15 protein-coding genes are annotated in these 19,495 nt (G+C 42.7%); 8 read left to right on the forward strand and 7 right to left on the reverse strand.

Annotation, left to right across the window (positions count from 1 at the left end; genetic code table 11):
- Positions 1-72: 72 nt before the first annotated feature.
- The 5 genes from B050_RS0107135 to B050_RS0107160 all read left to right on the forward strand — a co-directional run bounded on the left by B050_RS0107135 (position 73) and on the right by B050_RS0107160 (position 8,100).
- Positions 73-3,414, forward strand: a complete 3,342-nt coding sequence (locus B050_RS0107135; protein ID WP_018473217.1) for a methylmalonyl-CoA mutase family protein — start codon at positions 73-75, stop codon at positions 3,412-3,414.
- Positions 3,415-3,544: 130 nt separating this feature from the next.
- Entirely contained in the window at positions 3,545-3,958 is a 414-nt protein-coding gene (locus B050_RS0107145; protein WP_026235711.1) for an OsmC family protein, read from the forward strand.
- Positions 3,955-4,194: a hypothetical protein gene (locus B050_RS0107150; RefSeq protein WP_018473219.1), complete on the forward strand. Its 240-nt coding sequence runs from the start codon at positions 3,955-3,957 to the stop codon at positions 4,192-4,194. The genes B050_RS0107145 and B050_RS0107150 overlap by 4 nt, the downstream gene beginning before the upstream one ends.
- Positions 4,195-4,221: 27 nt before the next feature.
- The gene (locus B050_RS0107155; protein ID WP_018473220.1) at positions 4,222-5,232 is read left to right on the forward strand and encodes a cache domain-containing protein; all 1,011 of its coding nucleotides are present in this window, start codon (positions 4,222-4,224) and stop codon (positions 5,230-5,232) included.
- A 15-nt stretch (positions 5,233-5,247) separates the two neighbouring features.
- On the forward strand, positions 5,248-8,100 hold the full coding sequence (locus B050_RS0107160; RefSeq protein ID WP_018473221.1) for a PAS domain-containing hybrid sensor histidine kinase/response regulator: 2,853 nt from the start codon (positions 5,248-5,250) through the stop codon (positions 8,098-8,100).
- Positions 8,101-8,277: 177 nt separating this feature from the next.
- Here B050_RS0107160 and B050_RS0107165 read toward each other — a convergent pair whose 3' ends face one another.
- The 6 genes from B050_RS0107165 to B050_RS0107195 form a co-directional block, all read right to left on the reverse strand.
- The gene (locus B050_RS0107165; RefSeq protein WP_018473222.1) at positions 8,278-9,573 is read right to left on the reverse strand and encodes a dihydrolipoamide acetyltransferase family protein; all 1,296 of its coding nucleotides are present in this window, start codon (positions 9,571-9,573) and stop codon (positions 8,278-8,280) included.
- A gap of 92 nt (positions 9,574-9,665) precedes the next feature.
- Positions 9,666-10,916 (reverse strand): competence/damage-inducible protein A, encoded by a 1,251-nt coding sequence (locus tag B050_RS0107170; protein ID WP_018473223.1) that lies wholly within the window; start codon positions 10,914-10,916, stop codon positions 9,666-9,668.
- 12 nt (positions 10,917-10,928) lie between these two features.
- Complete coding sequence (locus B050_RS0107175; RefSeq protein ID WP_018473224.1) at positions 10,929-11,411, reverse strand: dihydrofolate reductase; 483 nt, start codon at positions 11,409-11,411, stop codon at positions 10,929-10,931.
- A gap of 346 nt (positions 11,412-11,757) precedes the next feature.
- Positions 11,758-12,696 (reverse strand): DUF4412 domain-containing protein, encoded by a 939-nt coding sequence (locus B050_RS0107185; RefSeq protein ID WP_018473227.1) that lies wholly within the window; start codon positions 12,694-12,696, stop codon positions 11,758-11,760.
- 280 nt (positions 12,697-12,976) lie between these two features.
- Entirely contained in the window at positions 12,977-13,897 is a 921-nt protein-coding gene (gene fmt, locus B050_RS0107190) for a methionyl-tRNA formyltransferase (RefSeq protein ID WP_018473228.1), read from the reverse strand.
- A gap of 149 nt (positions 13,898-14,046) precedes the next feature.
- On the reverse strand, positions 14,047-15,258 hold the full coding sequence (locus B050_RS0107195; protein ID WP_018473229.1) for an exo-beta-N-acetylmuramidase NamZ family protein: 1,212 nt from the start codon (positions 15,256-15,258) through the stop codon (positions 14,047-14,049).
- A gap of 40 nt (positions 15,259-15,298) precedes the next feature.
- On the opposite strand from B050_RS0107195, the gene B050_RS0107200 reads away from it, so the two are divergent.
- Positions 15,299-16,519, forward strand: coding sequence for an ABC transporter permease (locus tag B050_RS0107200; RefSeq protein WP_018473230.1), 1,221 nt, complete (start codon positions 15,299-15,301; stop codon positions 16,517-16,519).
- Here B050_RS0107200 and B050_RS0107205 read toward each other — a convergent pair.
- Positions 16,503-17,252: a polyprenol monophosphomannose synthase gene (locus B050_RS0107205; protein ID WP_018473231.1), complete on the reverse strand. Its 750-nt coding sequence runs from the start codon at positions 17,250-17,252 to the stop codon at positions 16,503-16,505. The two genes, B050_RS0107200 and B050_RS0107205, sit on opposite strands and share 17 nt — an antisense overlap.
- Before the next feature lie 820 nt (positions 17,253-18,072).
- Here B050_RS0107205 and B050_RS0107215 point away from each other — a divergent pair.
- Both B050_RS0107215 and B050_RS0107220 read left to right on the forward strand, forming a co-directional pair.
- On the forward strand, positions 18,073-18,888 hold the full coding sequence (locus B050_RS0107215; protein ID WP_018473233.1) for a DUF6597 domain-containing transcriptional factor: 816 nt from the start codon (positions 18,073-18,075) through the stop codon (positions 18,886-18,888).
- Between the two features lie 75 nt (positions 18,889-18,963).
- Positions 18,964-19,452 carry a VOC family protein gene (locus B050_RS0107220; protein WP_205744968.1) on the forward strand — a complete coding sequence of 163 codons (489 nt, stop codon included), beginning with the start codon at positions 18,964-18,966 and terminating at the stop codon, positions 19,450-19,452.
- The last annotated feature ends 43 nt before the right edge of the window (positions 19,453-19,495 follow it).

The raw sequence follows: 19,495 nt of genomic DNA on the forward strand, positions 1-19,495 counted from the left end.
TGAGATACTGGCAGGTGAATGTTATAATTATTGAAAAAGAAGAGCAATTTATAAGTAATAAAAATATCCCTAATGGAAATATATAAACCCAAAAACCCAATTAGAATAGTAACTGCGGCCTCTTTATTTGATGGACATGATGCGGCCATCAATATAATGCGGAGGATCATCCAGTCCACCGGCTGCGAGGTGATTCACTTGGGCCATAATCGTTCGGCGCAGGAGATAGTGGACTGCGCCATTCAGGAGGATGTGCAGGCGATTGCGATCACCTCCTATCAGGGAGGGCACCTTGAATTTTTTAAGTACATCAGGGATTTGCTGGCGCAAAGAGAGGCTAGCCATATCCGGATCTTCGGTGGCGGCGGCGGAACCATTCTAGAGGAAGAAGCCCGGGAATTGCAAGAGTATGGGATTACCAAAATTTATTCTCCGGATGATGGCCGGCGGATGGGACTGCAGGGGATGATCAATGACCTAGTCGAGCAGTCAGATTTCTCTGTAGAGGAAGCACCTATAGCTAGGGATGCTCCGAACGAGGGGTTTGCCTATGGGCGGCTGGCTAGAGCGCTGACCCTTATTGAGAATGGCCATGAAAGTGAATTACCAGCTGCTGAGGCTGGCAAGGGGATTCCAGTGGTGGGAATCACGGGAACTGGAGGAGCTGGGAAGTCAAGTTTAGTTGATGAGCTGCTTCGTCGTTTTCTGGCAGATTCGCCAGAGGTGAAGATTGGCGTTCTATGTGTGGATCCCACGAGGAGGAAGAGTGGAGGTGCTTTATTGGGGGATAGGATTCGGATGAATGCCATCCATCATCCTCAGGTATATCTGCGGTCCATGGCGACGCGGCAGGCCCATCAGTCAGTATCCTCAAGTCTTGAGGCATGTGTGAAGCAGATGAAAGCGGCCGATTTCGATTTTATTATCCTGGAAACGGCGGGCATTGGTCAGTCTGATTCGGCGGTTGCCGAATTGTCCGATTTATCGGTATATGTGATGACACCGGAATTTGGGGCTGCTAGCCAATTGGAAAAGATAGATATGTTGGATTTTGCCGATTTCGTGGCTATCAATAAGTTTGACAAAAAAGGAGCCGAAGATGCCTTGCGAGATGTGCGAAAGCAGTTTGCCAGAAACAAAGGGTTATGGCATGATGCCCCGGAAAGTATGCCGGTTTTTGGAACTATGGCCAGCCAATTTAATGATCAAGGCCTGGAGGATTTATACCAAAGCTTAGCCAAAAGGCTCAAGCTGGCAGGGTTAGAGTCACTAGTATTATCGAATAAGAAAATTGATGGCTCAAAGGAGAGTTTTGGAATTATACCTCCTTCGCGGGTGCGGTATTTGGCAGAAATAGCCGAAAGCCATCGCCAGCACCTGGACTGGGTGGAGGATCAGATCCAAGCCGCCCAGCAGCTATATGCCGCTGAAAAGGTGAAGGAAGGGATGAAATCACACAATATGGCGGGGGAGGAGATATTGCAGCCCCTGCTGAAGCTAGCTCAGGAACAGCTGAGCGAAGAAAATCTCAAATGGATCCGTCAGTGGCCTAACTTATCTGCTCAGTACAGGGAGGAGGAGTTTTCCTTTTGGGTGAGGGAGAAAGAAATTAAAATCAAGACAAGACATAAGTCTCTTTCAGGAACGCAAATACCAAAAGTTTCCCTTCCTCGCTTCGAGGCTTATGGCGATCTTTTACGGTGGAAGCTCAGGGAGAATTTACCGGGAGAGTATCCCTTTACTGCCGGTGTATTCCCTTTTAAGCGCCAAGGTGAAGACCCAACGCGGATGTTTGCTGGAGAGGGTGGGCCAGAGCGGACCAATAGGCGCTTTCATTATATCTCCAGAGAAGTTCCTGCAAAGCGGCTCTCTACGGCCTTTGATTCGGTTACCTTATATGGTGAAGACCCAGATTGGCGTCCGGATATTTATGGTAAAATCGGGAATTCGGGGGTGAATATTTGCTGCCTCGATGATATGAAAAAACTCTACTCTGGCTTTGACCTTGCTGACCCGCTGACCTCAGTATCCATGACGATCAATGGGCCTGCGGCGATCATGACTGCGTATTTTATGTTATCGGCTATTGATCAACAGTGCGAAAAGTACATTCTTTCCCATGGAATGAAAGAAGCGGTGGAGGAAAAGATCAAGAGCCTATTTGCTGAAAAAGGTGAGGAGCAGCCTCGCTATAACGGCAAGCTTCCTGAGGGGCATAGTGGCTTAGGCTTACTGTTGCTGGGGCTTACCGGAGACCAGGTACTGCCAAAAGATATCTATGAAAATATCGCAAAGGAGACCCTGACCCAGGTGCGGGGAACAGTCCAGGCGGATATCCTTAAGGAAGATCAAGCGCAGAATACCTGCATATTTTCGACCGAATTCTCCCTCAAATTAATGGGGGACTTGCAGCAATATTTCATCCTTCATGGGGTCAAAAACTTCTATTCAGTCAGTATCTCGGGCTATCATATTGCGGAAGCAGGTGCCAACCCGATCACCCAGCTGGCATTTACACTTGCTAACGGCTTCACTTACGTGGAATATTACCTCGCCAGAGGCATGAAGATAGATGATTTTGCAGGCAATTTATCATTCTTCTTCTCCAACGGCCTCGACCCGGAATATGCGGTGATCGGAAGAGTGGCCAGAAGAATATGGGCCAGCGCCATGAAGGAAAAGTATGGCGCCAATCGCCGATCACAAATGCTGAAATATCATATCCAGACCTCGGGCAGATCGCTGCATGCGCAGGAGATCGATTTCAACGATATTCGGACCACCTTGCAGGCACTTAATGCCGTGTATGACAACTGTAATTCTCTCCATACCAATGCTTTTGATGAGGCGATTACCACTCCTACGGAGGCTTCTGTGAGGCGTGCGATGGCCATTCAGATGATTATCAATAAAGAACTGGGGCTAGCGAAAAATGAAAATCCACTTCAAGGAGCTTTTATTATTGAGGAATTGACCGACTTGGTAGAGGAAGCCGTGTACCATGAGTTTGAGCGGATCAGTGACCGTGGAGGAGTAACCGGAGCCATGGAGACCATGTACCAGAGAGGGAAGATTCAGGAGGAGAGCATGTACTACGAAGGTCAAAAGCACTCCGGGGAATACCCCATCATCGGAGTAAATACCTTTCTGTCAGACACAGGTTCGCCCACCGTGGTGCCTGGAGAGGTGATCCGCGCAGAGCAGTCTGAGAAAGAATTGCAGATCCATCAGGTAAATAGCCTTAGCAAGCAAAATGCGGGGAATAGCAAAGATTTATTAAATGAATTGAAAGAGGCTTCGGTAAGAAACGAGAATGTGTTTTCTTTGCTTATGAAAGCCGCAGCCAGATGCAGCTTGGGCCAGATCACCCATGCCTTATATGAGGTGGGGGGCCGATATAGGCGCAATATGTAATGGTGACCTGGCGAAAAGTAAAAAATAATGATAAGTTTATTTATGTCAATTTCACCCCTTTCGATGACATAAGTGAATTTATAAAGTGTAAAATTGTTCTATTTCAAATAAATTAAAACATAAAATAGCGATGGCTAAGAGAAATGTAACAGTCACCATGAAGGCTGACTATGAATATGAGGCGGTAAATCCTCAGGGAAATAAGGTCATGATCGATATGTATGATGCAGACAAGAAACAGGCACAATCTCCTATGGACCTGGTGCTGTCGGCTGTCGCCAGTTGTGCTTCAGTGGATGCAGTACAGATGATGAAGAAGAAGCGAAAGACGGTGGAAGCCTTCCAAGTGGAAACGGAAGGAGATCGAAACGATGGCGTTCCTGCCTTTTATACAAGTATTCATATGAAGTTTATCCTGACTTCTCCCGATGCCACAGAGGAGGAATTTGCCAAGGTGATCAAACTTTCGGTGGATAAGTACTGCTCAGTATCCGCTTCCCTGTCTGCTGAGATTTCTTATAGCTCAGAAGTGAAGCGCCCATGAGAGTAGTCAAAGAGCTCTCCTCAGGCTTTACCAAAATCACCGTTTTCTCCTGGAATAATAAGTATCTTATTAAGTATGAGCAGGGTATGCTGGAGCAGACTTATAAGGTGAATGAGATGGATATATTGGAGGAGTCTGACCTGGAGATATTTTATTCTGAGGACTTCGTTTCAGAAATAAATAAAAAATTCGAAGAGATGGGGCAATTACTTAGAATTCAATTAGAAAATATTTAAATTTAAGATCTATTTAAATATTTATAGATGAAATATGTTTATTCTGTAATAATTCTTGTCTTTTTGGTCTATTCGTATGGCTGTACTTATGAAGGTACAGAGGTTTATACCGATGAGTTTTCTTCTTTAGACTCGATTATACAGGATATGGAATCGGATTTAGCTCCTTTGGAGGTGGTAATAGCTGATTTAGCGGCTCATACCGCCTCTATTTATGATATGAAAGAGGATTTGGCTAGTCGGGCTCAGCATGATCAGTATTCTGAGTCGAGCACTGGGGTGATCTTTCGAGACACATTGGATCCTAATTTCAGCTCTGTGCATGTGTCTTCCATCAGTCCAAATAAGGAAGAGGCATTGCAGCAGGTGTATTATACGGAGTACCTTGATTCAGCTTTTAGATATACCTATGCCAGCGCACCTTTTGTGGCTCAGGTCTATTATAATACTCCCTTACAGATGTGTAGGATATTTCCTGCCTTGGATGTGCTGAATGTATTCGATGCCGAAATGAATTTGCCTTTATATAATTTTTATTATATGGCAGATGAGGTACGGAATCCTCAGCGAAAAAGTAAGTGGTTAGAAGATATTTATGTGGACCCCGCAGGTAGGGGCTGGATATTATCATTGATCCACCCTATCTATGAAAATGAAAAGTTAGCGGGGGTTTTAGGGATAGATATTACCATTAATGATATTATTAAGAGATACCTAAATCTCAAAAACCGGAAATTATTGATCATCGATGGATCTGGGAATATTGTGGCAGGAACCAATGAGGCAATAGAATTGCTGAATTTGCCTCCCTTAAGAAATCACACTTATGTCCAGACCATCAATAGTGATAATTTCAGGAAAGGGGATTATAATTTGTTTAAATCTAAAAGTAAAGAAGTGAGGAAAATGGTTGCCAAATTCCTATTAGAAAAAGATAATTTTTATCAGATAGACGATGAACTTTCTAATAATTTGTATCGCGTTTTTTGTCGGCAAATGAACCTGCTGAATTGGTATATCCTTGAAATTAAAGCTTAGTCATACTAGAGGGGCATGAAGTACAAAGAAGAATTAAAAAAATTCAAATTACTTACTTTGGTGACTGTCACCTCGGTAATTTTGATTCTTTCTCTGGCTTATTTGTTTTATAATACCCTGACAAAGAACTTGTTAGGTAATAGCAAAGAGTTTCTAAGTAAGCAAACGGAGATTGCTGCTAATGAAGTCCAGAGGCGTTTCAATACATTATACGAGGATTTGAGCTATTTCTCAAGTAGCCATCAGGGTGGAGGCACGATGAGTTCTGAGCAGTCAGCCATCCAATATTCCCGAACACGCCAATTGCTAAATTCGTATGGCACGCTCATCGATACCTTATTTGTAAGGACCGACACAGAGGTGACGGCTTACTTTTTAAGGGATAATAATTATTTTGAATCAGCACCTGTACCCTCCACACGTAATTTCAAAGATCCCAGTCGCTATGTTTTGGTAAAGAATCTCAAAAGCCCCGTCACGGTAATTGCCTCCGTGGATTTGGATCGTTTTATGGATTATTATGCCTCTAATCATTTCCTTGGGCCTGGTGGATACAAGTTTTATCTTCAGGATAATGAGCTTACCAATATTACAGAAAACCCACAGTACCCCTATATAAGGTTCTCAGAGCAGTCACTTTCTGTACTAAAAAATGAATATCAAGGAGGCTTAAGAGGGGTATATGATGGGGTTTTTGTCACCGCTGATGATCATGCGATTAGCTCTATCGTCGCCCAATACCCATTTAGCTTATACCCTCTGGAGGGTAAATTTGCATTTGTTTTTTCTCAGGATAAAAGCATTATCGTATCCAGGCTCTATAATACTTACTTTTTGATATTTGCGGGATTGCTGGCTTTATTGCTTTTGGTGATATTTCTGATGATGAAGCACTCCTTAAGTATTGATGAGAAAAACTTACAGCTGGAACGCAAATCAAATGAGGTAAATCAGCTATTTGAGCAGCAAACGATGCTACTTCAGGAAACCAATGGTTTCGTATATTATCATAATTATAATGGGGAGGTATCCCAGGTAAGTGACAATGTGTTTGATGTCCTGGGTTATACTCCAGCGGAGTTTCTGAAAAAAAATAAATCCTTAATCGGGCCAAAGGACCTTGGTAAGATTCAGGAAAAGGCAGCAAAAGCCATTAATTCCCAAGCCCCTTTCTTAGGTTTTGAGGTGAGTTTTATCAAGAAAAATGGAAGTACTATTCGTACTAAGCTTTTCGAAAAACTCTTTTATGATGAGGAAGGGAATTTTACAAGTAGCATTGGAATAGGAACCGATATCAATGAGAAGTTTCTCGCAGAAAGGGAATTGATCAAGAGTGAAAATAGACTCAGGTCCGTGCTAAATAGTCTTCCTGATATCATCTTTATTTACGATTATAACGGAACCTATCTGGACTATTATGTTCAGGATACTGATATGCTGGTATCTCCTCCGGATGAGTCCCTAGGCAAAAACATCCGCGATATCATCCCTGCACCATGGGGAGAGAAAATGGAAAATGCCCTGCATCGAGCCGTAAAAACGGGCAGGATACAGACAGAGCAGATGGTGCTCAACCTTCCCGCAGGGAAGAAGTTCCTGGAAGTGCGCTTCTTTAAGTTGGATGATGAGCGGATGATTTCTGTGGGTAGAGATATCACCGAGCAGCGACTATGGGAAAAGGGCCTGAAGGAGGCCAAAGAAATGGCGGAGGGTGCCAATAGGGCCAAATCCGAATTCCTGGCAAGCATGAGTCATGAAATCCGAACTCCAATGAATGGGCTATTGGGAATGATAGGTCTTTTGGAGAACACCAAATTGACAGATGAGCAGATTAGCATTGTGGACGTGATCAAAGACTCTGGGGAATCTTTACTATCTATAATTAAGGATATTCTTGATTACTCCAAGATAGAAGAGGGGAAGCTCGAGTTGGATCTCTCCAGTGTGAGATTGCAGGAGGAGTTGAATAAGGTGATCAATATTTTCTCCGGAATGGTCCTCAAAAAGGACATGCACCTTAACCTCACGGTGTCTCCAAATGTCCCTAAGTGGCTTATTTTGGATAAGGAAAAGCTGAATCAGATACTATTTAATATCATTGGCAACGCTATCAAATTCACCCCAAGGGGTGGAGAGGTAAATATAAAAGTGTCAGGAGAGCCTTTCATGGACAAGAATTTTATGATTTATTTCATAGTTCAGGATACAGGAGTGGGCATTCCTAAATCCAAGGTTCATAGCCTCATCAATCCATTTACGCAAACGGGAAGTGGTACGGCAGAGGAAAAGAGTGGTAGTGGTCTGGGGCTTGCCATAGCCAATAAGCTCATAGAGCTGATGGGTGGGAGTCTGCAGATCGAGAGTGAAGTGGACAGGGGTTCTGAGTTCTCATTTACTGTTTTTGCTCGAATCGCCGAAGGTGCGGAAGTGGAGCAGGGAGAGTTGGATAAGTATGCCACCAATGAATATAGTTTATCAAATATCGCAGACAAATACCCTGTGAAGATTCTTTTGGCGGAGGATAATGATATTAACCTTAAATTCATGAAGCTTCTCATGAAGCAATTGGGCTATGAGGTGGATACTGCGGTCACCGGAAAAGAAGCCGTGGAGGCGATCGCTCAGGGAAATTATGATATGGTATTTATGGACTATCAGATGCCTATAATGAATGGACTGGAAGCATCCACAAAAATCAAAAGCACGAAGAAAGGCAAGGAAGTACGGATCATCGGCTTGTCAGCCAATGTGTTCAAGGAAGATATTGAAAAAGCCTATGCCGCAGGAATGGATGACTACCTCACCAAGCCTATAAAAATCCAGGACCTCGTCGCCAAAATAAAAGAATGCTACGGCCTGAATGTCTGATAATGGACCTAAATCGGCTTAGATAATTTTTTATAATCTTTAATACCCATTGGGGTGATAAGCGTTAAAAAAGAAGAGATTGCCTCAGTGGATGGCTTCACCAGATATGCCCAACTGGGGCGATGATGAAGGCAATTCTAAAGCAATCTCTTAAGATGTTTTATTAAGCCAGGGAATCTATACCTTGGTATTGAGGTCAAATGCTTCCAGGTATTCAGCGACTCTTTTGACAAACATTCCTCCAAGGGAGCCATCCACGACGCGGTGATCATAGCTATGGGATAGGAACATCTTATGTCGAATGGCGATCACATCGCCAGTGGGTGTTTCCACCACCGCAGGCTTTTTAGTAATGCTTCCTACCGCCAATATGGCGACCTGAGGTTGCATAATGATGGGAGTGCCCATTACATTGCCAAAAGACCCTACATTGGAGATAGTATAAGTGCCACCAGACAGTTCATCCGCACTTAGCTGATTGGCACGAGCTCTGCTGGCGAGGTCATTCACTTTTTTGGAGATGCCCGTTAGGTTCAGCTCATTGGCTTTTTTGATTACAGGGACGATGAGATTGCCAGAAGGAAGGGCGACAGCCACCCCGATATTAATATTTTTCTTCTTGATAATCGTGTCTCCATCCACCGAGATATTGATCATAGGGAAATCCTGAATGGCCTTGGCCACGGCTTCTATGAAAAATGGTGTGAAGGTAATCGGCTCGCCGTTTTTCTTTTTATAGTCTTCTTTTACCTTATTTCTCCACAGCACGATATTGGTCACATCAGCTTCCACAAAGGAGGTGACATGAGGGGAGATTCGCTTAGACTCCAGCATCCTTCCGGCGATCATCTTCCTCATACGGTCCATTTCGATGATCTCATCACCGGCACTTACGCTTGCGGATACTTTCTGACTAGGGATATGGTTTTCTGATGGGGCAGATTTGGCTTTTAGATAAGCCAGCATATCATTTTTGGTGACGCGGCCTTCTTTGCCTGTGCCTGCTATGCGGGCGAGCTCGTCTTTGCTTATGCCTTCTTCCTTGGCGATACTCTGCACCAAAGGACTATAAAATCGATCGTCCTTAATGGCACTGCCGGAATTAGATAATAAGGAAGCGGTCTGAGCTGGCGCTACGCTGAGCAGCTCTTCATTTTCCTGTATAGATGGATCTTCGTTTGTTTTTTTAGGCTCCTGAGAAGTAGGACTATGGCTGGTTTTTTCTTCTTCGTCCTGCGTTTCTATTAATGCAATGGGGGTACCAACGGCCACCACATCGCCCTCTTTTACTAGGATTTCTTTCAAAAGGCCAGCATGAGAACTAGGGACTTCTGTGTCCACCTTATCCGTGGCCACTTCCAGTACTGATTCGTCTTGATCGATTTGGTCGCCTTCTTTTTTGAGCCAGGTAAGGATGGTTCCTTCAATAATGCTCTCACCCATTTTGGGCATTACCATTTCTATAATTGCCATATGATATTTCCTTTAATTGGGCTATTTTCTATAATTTAAAATTATATTTTAATTTTCTATTTGCAAAACCATGTTTGCAAAATTATATGTCTTTACTGCTTTTTGATCACCTTGCGGAGGAGATTTAATACTGCCGTGGCGGTGTGTTCTATATTCAACTGTCGGTCGTAAGCCAGCTGGAGTTTTCTGGTGACCAGCCCATCTGCGGAGGCGATGGCTATCCATACGGTGCCCACCGGCTTGTCCTTGCTGCCCCCGGCAGGTCCAGCGATGCCGCTACTTGCAACCCCATAATCTGACTGGAATCGCTTACGCGCTCCGTTGGCCATTTCTGCCACCGTTTCTTCGCTCACTGCTCCATATTGACGGAGGGTTTGGGAGCTTACATCCACCAGACTTTCCTTAAACTGATTATGATAAGGGACGATAGCCCCATTAAAATAAGAACTGCTTCCGGGTATGCTGGTGAGCAAGTGCGCTATATATCCTCCGGTGCAGCTTTCTGCTAGGGATACCGTTTTGCCCTCACTCTTTAGCAAGCGACCTACAGCCTCTTCCAGGGTGTCCTGATCATATCCGTAGATATAGTTTTTTATCAGTGGACAGACTTTCTTTACCTCCATCTGTACCTCATCACTCAGCTGCTGGTGATCCTCTCCAAAGGCCGTCAGTCGCAGCTTTACCTGACCTAAGGAAGGTAGATAAGCCAGCTTAATATGTTCTGGAAGCTGGTCCTCCCAGGTCGCGATCAGGTCAGCAAGCCAGCTTTCCCCTATGCCCACTGTGCGGATGACTTTATGATAGATGACAGGAAGGGAAAATTGCTCTTTTATTTTTGGAAGGACAAAGGCCTCCATTAGGTATTTCATCTCATGGGGGACACCCGGCATTGACATCCATTTTGCACCGTTCTCCTCAAACCACATTCCGGGAGCCGTCCCCCGTTCGTTGGGTACATAAGTACACTTGCTAGGAAGGTGCCCCTGCAGTTTGTTGAGCGGGGTGAGCTCACGCCCACGCTTGGCAAAGAAGGTTTCCACATCCTTTATTGCCTGCTCATTGGGTACTATCTCGCATTGGAAATATTTAGCCATCAGGGGTTTGGTAAGGTCATCTTTGGTGGGACCTAGACCGCCAGTGATCAGGATGATATCTGCACGGACCTCAGCCTTCATGAAGGCCTCTAAAATATCCCTTTCATTATCCCCAACCGTGGTTTTGCGAACCACACGAACGCCAATCTGATCCAATTGCTGGCTGATCCAATGACTGTTGGTATCCATGATTTGCCCATACAAAAGCTCATCTCCAATAGCAATTATTTCTGCATTTACTGCTTTCATAGTTATACTTGATTAGGCTCTCTGATAATGAACAAATGTATAGTCGAATTGGTTTTTTTCGTCCTTATGATGCACTTCCTCTGTCAGCTTTCTCCAGTTTTCCTCTTTAAATTCTGGGAAAAAAGCGTCTCCTTCAGGCTGACAGTTCACCTCGGTGATCAATAATTCGTCTGCTATGGGTAAGGCTAGCTTGTAGATCTCCGCTCCCCCAATTATATAGACCTTCTCCTGCTGGAGTTTTTCTGCCAAGGTGATGGCCTCCTCGAGACTATGAACCACGTAATGGCCGTCAGGGAGGCTGTAATTAGGATTTCGAGTGATCACCACAGAGGTGCGATTGGGAAGTGGCTTCCCCATGGACTCGTACGTCTTCCGCCCCATCAGGATGAGGTGCCCCGTGGTATGTCTCTTGAAATGTTGTAGGTCCGCTGATAATTTCCAGATTAACTGGTTATTCCTGCCGATTACATTATTGGTAGCTTTTGCTACGATCATGGATATAGTCAAAACCTTGGAATTTTTAGGATTCCACAAGATACCAAGGTTTTTTCAAGTGGTGAAGAATGAATTTGAAAAATGTAGGCTATATCTTTAGATATAATGAAATTTCTTCCCGAAAACTTATTGCAGCTCCTTCAGGTTTAATTTTAGCCATAAATTGATGGCTGCTTTTTAGTAGCATATCCCCCAAGAAAATGCAAGGAGAGCGAAGCCCTTTTGGGGTTATAATTATTGCATTAGCACTCAAAAAAAATGGGATGAATATAAAATTCATCCCGAAATTTGATTCTGCTCAATAAAAAATAGTCAAACCAATACGCTGATATTTTGTTGGTCAATATTATTCGGTGCTCATGCCGTTTTTGTATTCAGATAGGATGAAGTCGGTAGATTGTCTGGTATTGATTTCCACGATTTTCATCCATGTTTCGCCTTTGTCTTCCTTAGATACATGGTGGATTTCCATCACATCGCCCTCCGGTAAGTCCTGATATAAGTTGCCATGCTTTTTGGCCATCTTGCCACTAAACATAAAGTTGTTTTTGGACCAAAATGATGCATAACCCTCCACTGGAGTTTTACTTACCCAATAGTTGATCGTCGCCTCTTCATTCTCCATTCTGTATTCTTCACAGGTGACACCTAGTACCGTCTTGGAATTACCTGTTTTCTCGATCTTATAGGCTTCTTCTATGCCTTCCACATCCGGAGCATCTCCCTCTTTTACATCGGCAGATTCGATCATTTTGTTCCAGTCAGCACCATAGGACATATAGATTTTCTCTTTCTCCTCATTTTCCATGAGGATCACTGTGGAATTATTTTTTCCATCAAAAATCATCACTGCATTTTCCATCTCACTTTCCTTACTATCCATCTTGATTCCCCAATAATGCTCCTCAGCGCTCAGGTAGGTCCTGAAAACCGTGTTCTCTATGTCCTTACCCTTTTCGTCGGTACCCGAAATCTCCATATCTGTATATCCCGAAAAATGATAACTATCTTCCGTTGGGGCATTTAGGTTTACACTGCTGAAGATCTTTCCGTAATCATAGTCGCTTCCCTCATATTCCGATGCTGGACCAAAAATAGACTCTAGGGTCTTGTCCACTTGCTTTTGAGTGGCCGTTTCTACTTCTTTGGTCACCCTTCTTTCCACCGCTTTTTCCACCCCATCTTGGGCTGCTCTCTTTAGTTTATTCAAAAACTGAGCATGAGCAAGTCCAGAACTGCTCACTATCAAAATGGAAATGCCTAAGAGTATTTTAAATGATTTCATGGTTAGAGTAGGTTAATATCAACTATTCAAGGTAATAAATGCCCCAATCATTTACTATAGGCATATAGTATTTGGGAGTTTATAGTTAGTATTTTGAATGTGGCAATTAGTTAATGCAGAAAAAACAGGGAATTGGATGAACTCAATCGGGCCTTTCAGGGAGGAAATCAAGTAGGTGATGAAAAAAAATAGATAAAAATAGATGACATCAAACTTGCCCTGAGCACATGATGTCATCTTTGCCAATCAGAAGAAAATTTATGATTTAGCGTTTGAGCTATTATAGCGTATTGCCACGAAGGAAGTCATCGATGGCCATTCGTTTTTTACCTTGCAGCTGTAGCTCTTTGATAGCGATGATACCTTCACCGGTTTGTAGATGGAGGTAGGTTTTATTATCGGTTTTATATTTCCCGGCTTCTAATCCTAATGTGCCGGGAAGGCTTTCCGTTTGGAAGATCTTGCAGAGTTTATCATTGAGATTTGTCCATGCAGCAGGGTAGGGGGACAGGCCTCTTACCAGGTTATGTATTTTCTCAGAAGGCTGATTCCAATCTATTTCACAGGTCTCCTTATAGATTTTTGGGGCATGATTTAAGGCTTTACTTTCATCCTGCACCTTGGTTTCCACTGGCCCTTGGGAGATTTCTTCGATGGTTTTTAGCACGAGTTTAGCGCCTCTGTTCATCAGCTTTTCGTACATCGTTCCGATATTGTCCTCAGGAAGGATGGGTTCTTTTTCCTGAAAAATAATACTTCCGGTGTCGATTTCATGACGAAGAAAAAACGTGCTTACCCCGGTTTCCTTTTCCCCATTGATGATGGCCCAGTTGATGGGGGCTGCACCGCGATAATCTGGAAGTAGGGAAGCATGCAGGTTGAAGGTGCCTTGGGCTGGCATATTCCAAACCATCTCAGGAAGCATGCGGAAAGCGACGACCACCTGAATGTCAGCATTGAAGCTTTTAAGCTCTTCTATAAATTCCGGAGACTTTAGGTTTGTGGGCTGGAGTACTGGGATATCATGTTGGAGGGCGGCTTCCTTGACTGGAGATGGTACCAGTTTCTGGCCCCGGCCTCTTGGCTTGTCAGGAGCAGTGACCACTGCGATCACATTCCATCCGTTATGCACTAATATTTCTAAGGAGGACACAGCAAATTCCGGCGTGCCCATATAGATTATCCGAAGATCTTTATTCATGATATATTTTTTTTACCCTAATAGATCGTGTTCATCCTGGCTCAGTCTCCAAGGGAAATCCTAATTTCTTTTCAAGTAACTCCTACGTATTTCTTATACGGTATTGAGGAATAGCTGTATTATTTGCCATAGAGTAATGGCAAATAATTTTATTTATACAATAAATATTTTTGCCTCATGGTCTTGTATTTATCTAAGGCCGGTTTCCAGCTTGCTTTAATTTCCGCAGCGGATTTTCCAGCCAAGATATCCTTCCTCAATTGGTCAGTACCTGCGAGTTTGTCGAAGAAATTATTGAAGAACTTCTCTTTTTTGCCAGACTTTTGGTACATCTCCAGAAGGTAGGAAAGGGTGAATTGATGTGAAAGCGGCTCCTCTCTGAGATCCGTCCCATAGCAGAGCTGATCCTCATGTGGTGGATGTTTGCTCATGCCCTGAATACTCTTTGGGGTGAAGGTAAATTCTCCATATTTAGGGTCTGGAGCACCATAGACTTGAAATGGGAAATAAGTCCCTCGCCCCACGCTAATGTCTGTTCCTTCAAAGAAGCATAAGGAAGGATATAGGCGGATTGAGATATCATTTGGAAGATTTGGAGACGGCTTTACAGGCAGGGAGTAGGGCATACTATGATCCCAATTGGCCACAGGGATCACCGTGATATCAGCTTTGACCTTGTTTTTTAGCCATCCTTCGCCATTGATCATTTGGGCTAGCTCGCCCATGGTCAGGCCATGGATTACAGGGATTTCATGCATTCCCACGAAACTCCTATACTTGGGGTCCAGCATGGGACCATCGATATAGTCAGCATTTGGATTGGGGCGGTCAAGGATAATTAATGGTTTTCCTTGCTCTGCACAAGCCTCCATGACATAGTGCATGGTGCTGATATAAGTGTAAAATCTCAATCCTACGTCTTGAAAATCAAAAATCAAAACGTCTACATCCATAAGTGCTTCCGGAGAAGGCTTCTTATTGGACCCATATAGAGATACCAAGGGAATACCTGTTTCCTTATCAATATCATTTTTTATAACCTCCCCAGCATCTGCATTTCCTCGGAACCCGTGTTCGGGTACAAAAATCTTTTGGATGGTAATATCGTTTTCCATCAGGAAATCCACCAAATGCAAATTGTTCTTTTGGGTCAGCACCCCGGTTTGATTAGTGATCAAGGCCACTTTTTTCCCTTTCAGGAGAGAAAGATAGAGCTGCCCCTGGTCGGCTCCCGGGAGGATGGCTGCGCTCTCCGTACCAAAGCTTGTTCCCTTCACGACGATTTTGTGTTGGGCAAGCAAGGAATGATGAGCGAGGGTGCATAAAAATGTAATTAGAAATATTAATTTTACCTGCTTCATTGTAATTTGCATTTGAGTCTTAACAAAATAAAACACTTCATTGAACCTTTCCTACTTCATTGCCAAAAGAATTAGTTTTAAAAGGACCGGCGGTTTCACGGGCACCATTCATGGCATTGCGGTAGCGAGCATAGCCATTGGTCTTTCTATACTTATTATTGCTTTTCTGATTCAGGGCGGGTTTAAAGAAGTCGTGGCCAATAAGGTTTTTGCGTTTACTGGGCATTATCAGGTCCATAAGTTTTCGTCACATAATGGATATGAGGACATTCCCTCCAGTAAGAATAGCCAATTTTATACCAATTATAAGGATTATGGTTTTGTGAAGCATATCCAGGAGTATGCGTTCAAGCCAGGGCTGCTAAAAGGGGACGATGAGGTGCAGGGGGTACTGCTAAAAGGTATAGGGCCAGATTTCGATTCGGTAGCCTTTCAGCCCGCATTGCATGAAGGACGCTTGATAAATTTCAATGAAGATGGCAGCGCTGCCAATGAGGTTTTGCTAAGCCGTAAGATAGCCAATAAGCTGCTGCTCGGTCTGGGGGATAAGGTGATTATGTACTTTGTCCAGGATCCACCCCGGTATAGACGCTTTGAAGTGGTGGGGATTTACGAAACTTATTTGGAGGATTTTGATGACAAAATGGTCCTTGGCGATATCCAGACCATACGAAATCTCAATGGCTGGAATCCCGACCAGGTGGGAGGCTTTGAGGTGTTTATCAATGATCCAAAACAGATTAATGAGTTTGAAGAAGCCCTTTATGACAAAATTGATTATGATCTGAAAGTTGATAATTCTACCATAAAATTTATTCAAATATTTGACTGGCTCAAACTACTAAATAATAATGTATATGTATTCCTGGCTTTAATTCTCTTCGTAGCGGCTTTTAATATGGTGTCTATTTTGTTTATCCTCATTATGGAAAGAACCCAGATGATAGGGATGCTCAAGTCCATGGGAAGCAGTAATCGCCAGATTCGACGGATTTTTGTGTGGAATGGGATTAGGATTATCGGGCGGGGTACCCTTCTGGGAAATGCCATTGGCTTAGGACTATGTGCTTTTCAGTATTGGACACAGGCTTTGACCTTGGACCCTGAAAACTATTATATGACCTACGTGCCCATAGAGTGGAACTGGCCCGTGATTATAGCTTTGAATTGTATCGTGTTGGTGGTGACCACCTTGGTGTTGTTTATTCCAGCGATGCTGATCAGTAATGTCCAGCCTATCAAAGCTATTCGCTTTGATTAGCCCTCTTAAAAGGTCTAAATAAACTGATCACTTTCATATAAATGACACCCATTACGGCTTCTCTAAAAATATGCTTGGACATCTTTGAGGTGCCTTTGGTGCGATCGGTGAAGATGATCGGTACTTCAATGATACTATAGCCAAGCTTCCATGAGGTAAACTTCATTTCTATCTGGAAAGCATATCCCACAAAGCGAATTTTGTCCAATTTTATTCCTTCAAGCACTGATCTATGGTAGCATTTGAACCCTGCTGTGCTGTCTTTTATAGGTAATCCGGTGATGAACTGCACATAGACACTCGCGAAATAAGACATCAGTACCCTTCCCATGGGCCAGTTGACCACATTTACCCCTTTGATATACCGAGAACCTATGGCCATATCAAAGCCTTGCTCTGCGCAGGCTTGGTATAAGCGAATCAGGTCGTGAGGATTATGGGAGAAGTCAGCATCCATCTCAAAAATATAGTCGTAACCTTCTTTTAGCGCATGCTTAAAGCCCTCTATATAGGCAGTGCCCAATCCTAATTTTCCAGAGCGTTGGATAAGATGGACCTTTCCAGGATGAAGGCCCTGAGCTGCTTTTGCTAATTCGGCCGTACCATCAGGGGAATTATCGTCAATAATCAGGACCTCAAAATTCCCCTCCAAAGCCAGCACCGCGTAGATGATGTCTCGGATATTCTCCTTTTCATTATAGGTGGGGATGATGACGAGTTTCTTGTGATTCATAATTTCGAAACCCAAAATTAGAATTTAAAGCGGTTTTTTTTATACCAACTGACAAAAAATGATGAGTTTATGAGCTTAATAATAAATATATCTAAAATATTTCGGCCCGCTCTAGGCTATATGCCACCTATTTTATCCTTCATAATCCAGTGCAGGTAAGATGAAAATGTTCCTACCTTATCCCTCAAGTGGATAAAGTGAGCAATTGAAGTCCTTGAATACCAGCCTTAACCATCCCAACCCTATATTGTAGTGTCTAGTCAGTATTATAGTATATTGGGAGCAAGTTCAAACAAAAAGCTAAAGGTAGATCTTAAGTCGATTCGGCTGAGAAAAAGCGTAAGGCGCCAGTAAAAATAAACATAGCCGCTTGACGAGATAGACGAAAATCTTAAATTAGTACCCGCTGACCCCTCCAAAAACTATGGTTAATAGTGTTAAAGATTCAATAGGTTGCTGGGGCTGATGGAACCTTGACTAGTGGCGGATAGTAAATTAACTGCATCTTATAAGTGATTAAGTTATGGCAAAAGAACTAAAAATAGAATCATAGCCTATTAGAATCATAGCCTAATAGGATTTAGCATTTCCTATATTACTTCAGATGATTGCTAAGGCTGGAGGAGTATTATGAATCTGAAGAAAATGATACTCTTAAAAGTACAGGCTTGGAATGGAAAGTCGTTAGGCTAAATAATAGTAAATTAATGATTTTTGTGGCGAATAAAACATGATGCTTGACGGAAAATTTAGTTCTTAGGAACCGCCTACTTTTCTTAAACCAGATGCATTATATTCCTCAATAAATGGTGAATTATAGATGAACTATCATACATTTCAACCAAGTTCTGATTTGAAAGCTCTTATCAGCTGTTATTGGACTTTAGAAGTTCCTGTTGGACCTGAGTCACAAAGGCAGCGAATAATCCCAGATGGAACCATTGAAATGGCTTTTATACTTGGGGATGACATAAAGCGATACACCTCGGAAACTGAATTTATTATTCAACCTCGTGCAATGGTGCTAGGCCAGATAATCGATCCATTTTATATTGAGCCTACAGGCTATGTGAATACCTTTGCAATTCGTTTTTATCCTTATGGCTTTGCTAATTTCGTGTCAGGGTCGATTAAGAGCTTGGAAAATAATGAAACACCACTAGGTGAGTTGCTTGGAGAAAAAACAGCATTGGGATTGGAGCAAAAAATTATAGAGGCCAAAAATAGTACTGAACGAATTGAAATAATTGAAAATTTCCTTTCGGGAAAGTTACACGAAAAAACTACTATCGATACTATCGTAAAATCTACGATTGATGCCCTTTTGGAAACAAAAGGAAGTGCCTCTGTGAAGGAAATCCTTAGAGATGATTTATCCAAACGGAGACAACTTGAGCGAAAGTTCAAAAAACAAATTGGCCTTAGTCCAAAACAGCTAGGTAAAGTAATCCGATTACAGACCGCTTTAAAAATGTTATTGAACAAACAGGAAGAAAACCTGACGGACATAGCGTATGAAAGTGAATATTTTGACCAGGCCCATTTTATAAAAGACTTTAGAGAATTTACAGGAATCAACCCCAAGGAGTTTTTAGGTAATGAAAATATGGCACTTTCTGCCCTTTTCTATAAATAATTAAGGTGTCGCATTTTTACAATTTTTGTGGATGTCCCTAAGCTAAATTTGACTAATCAAATAAAGCAGGACGATATGAAATCATACATTTTTTATATAGCCATATTCCTATGCCACGGTTGTACTGCATATAGCAGTCAAAGGGCATCAAAAACCAAATCGAATTCAGTTGTATCTAATCTAAAAACAAAAGAAATGAAGAGTCATATTTCGATTTTTGAAATTCCTGCAAGGGATATTTCACGAGCTGTCGATTTTTATCAAGCGATTTTGGGCATTAGCATTGAGAAAATGGAAATGCCTGAAATGGAAATGGGAATATTTCCCTATGAAGATCAATTGATAACAGGGGTTATAGTAAAAGCTGAAGGGTATATTCCTTCGGCAGATGGGGTGACCATTTATTTAAATGGAGGAGAGGATCTTCAAATCATTCTTGGTAAAGTTGAGGAAAATGGTGGGGAAATCCTGATGAAGAAAACAGCGCACGCAGATGATAGTGGGTTTTTTGCATTGTTTTTAGATACGGAAGGTAATAGACTGGGGCTCCATTCCCCCAATTAAATAGAATAATGGAAACACATACCTATGATTAAAGACAATAGTG

Origin of the sequence: Echinicola pacifica DSM 19836, from assembly GCF_000373245.1 — a bacterium.
GTDB classification, from domain to species: domain Bacteria; phylum Bacteroidota; class Bacteroidia; order Cytophagales; family Cyclobacteriaceae; genus Echinicola; species Echinicola pacifica.

Bases quoted from the DNA above. Each gene is read 5' to 3' on its own strand.
- B050_RS0107135 (WP_018473217.1), top strand. From the start codon at position 73: ATGGAAATATATAAACCCAAAAACCCAATTAGAATAGTAACTGCGGCC.
- B050_RS0107145 (WP_026235711.1), top strand. From the start codon at position 3,545: ATGGCTAAGAGAAATGTAACAGTCACCATGAAGGCTGACTATGAATAT.
- B050_RS0107150 (WP_018473219.1), top strand. From the start codon at position 3,955: ATGAGAGTAGTCAAAGAGCTCTCCTCAGGCTTTACCAAAATCACCGTT.
- B050_RS0107155 (WP_018473220.1), top strand. From the start codon at position 4,222: ATGAAATATGTTTATTCTGTAATAATTCTTGTCTTTTTGGTCTATTCG.
- B050_RS0107160 (WP_018473221.1), top strand. From the start codon at position 5,248: ATGAAGTACAAAGAAGAATTAAAAAAATTCAAATTACTTACTTTGGTG.
- B050_RS0107165 (WP_018473222.1), bottom strand. From the start codon at position 9,573: ATGGCAATTATAGAAATGGTAATGCCCAAAATGGGTGAGAGCATTATT.
- B050_RS0107170 (WP_018473223.1), bottom strand. From the start codon at position 10,916: ATGAAAGCAGTAAATGCAGAAATAATTGCTATTGGAGATGAGCTTTTG.
- B050_RS0107175 (WP_018473224.1), bottom strand. From the start codon at position 11,411: ATGATCGTAGCAAAAGCTACCAATAATGTAATCGGCAGGAATAACCAG.
- B050_RS0107185 (WP_018473227.1), bottom strand. From the start codon at position 12,696: ATGAAATCATTTAAAATACTCTTAGGCATTTCCATTTTGATAGTGAGC.
- fmt (WP_018473228.1), bottom strand. From the start codon at position 13,897: ATGAATAAAGATCTTCGGATAATCTATATGGGCACGCCGGAATTTGCT.
- B050_RS0107195 (WP_018473229.1), bottom strand. From the start codon at position 15,258: ATGAAGCAGGTAAAATTAATATTTCTAATTACATTTTTATGCACCCTC.
- B050_RS0107205 (WP_018473231.1), bottom strand. From the start codon at position 17,252: ATGAATCACAAGAAACTCGTCATCATCCCCACCTATAATGAAAAGGAG.
- B050_RS0107215 (WP_018473233.1), top strand. From the start codon at position 18,073: ATGAACTATCATACATTTCAACCAAGTTCTGATTTGAAAGCTCTTATC.
- B050_RS0107220 (WP_205744968.1), top strand. From the start codon at position 18,964: ATGAAATCATACATTTTTTATATAGCCATATTCCTATGCCACGGTTGT.